1 protein-coding gene is annotated in these 847 nt (G+C 66.6%); it reads left to right on the top strand.

All coding sequences use genetic code 11. The features are described from left to right. A partial coding sequence (locus AX681_RS20090) for an HlyD family type I secretion periplasmic adaptor subunit (protein WP_197424332.1) occupies positions 1 to 742 on the top strand: 742 nt, incomplete at its 5' end. Positions 743 to 847 lie beyond the last annotated feature (105 nt).

Here is an 847-nt window from a genome sequence, read left to right as displayed (position 1 = left end):
GATCGAGCCCGAGCTGGAGGGGCTGCGGCGGCTGCATGAAAAGCAGCTGGTGACAATCAACCGCCTCAACAGCGCCGAACGCGCTGCGGTGCAATTGGAGGGCAGCCGCGCCGCACTGCAATCGAACATCGCCCAAGCGCGCGCGCGCATCGCCGAAACGCGCGAGCAGATCCTGAACGTCACCAAGAATATGCGCAGCGACGCCGCGACCCAGCTCGCCGAGGTCGCGGCGCAAATCACCGAACAGCAGGTCCGCGTCGCCAGCGCCGCCGATGCCTTTGCGCGGAGCGACGTGCGCGCGCCGCAATCGGGCACGGTCGACAAGATCGCCTATACCACGGTCGGCAGCGCGGTGCCCGCTGCTCAGCCGATTCTGCAGATCGTTCCCGACCGCGACACCTTGGTCATCGAAGCCCGCATCCGTCCGCAGGATGTCGATCAGGTCCGCACCGGCCAGGACGCGCGCATCGTCTTTTCCGGACTCGACCGTCAGGCAACGCCCGATGTCCCGGGCAAGCTGATCTTCGTGTCGCCCGAACTGACCCGCGACGACGCCACGCGCCAGTCCTTTTACCGAATCCGCGTGCGCGTCGATGCCGCAGCGCTGGCGCGCAACCCCAATATCGCGCTCAAGGCCGGGATGCCGGCGGAAGTGTTCGTGTCGACCGGCAGTCGTTCGATCCTGTCCTACCTCACCAAGCCGCTGGTCGATCAGCTCCGCTACGCCCTGCGCGAAGGGTAAGCTGCGGAACACCGCACCGCGTGCGGGGTTGTCGATCCATGACCCGAGCCAGAATCGCGGCGCTGATTGCCCCGGCATGTGTGCTTGCAGCATGTGGGCAGCAAG

Source organism: Sphingomonas sp. CCH9-E2 (assembly GCF_001557215.1).
In the GTDB taxonomy this organism is placed as follows: Bacteria; Pseudomonadota; Alphaproteobacteria; order Sphingomonadales; family Sphingomonadaceae; genus Sphingomonas.
The sequence above is the reverse complement of the archived record's forward strand: the minus strand, read 5'-3'. Positions and strand labels throughout refer to the sequence as shown.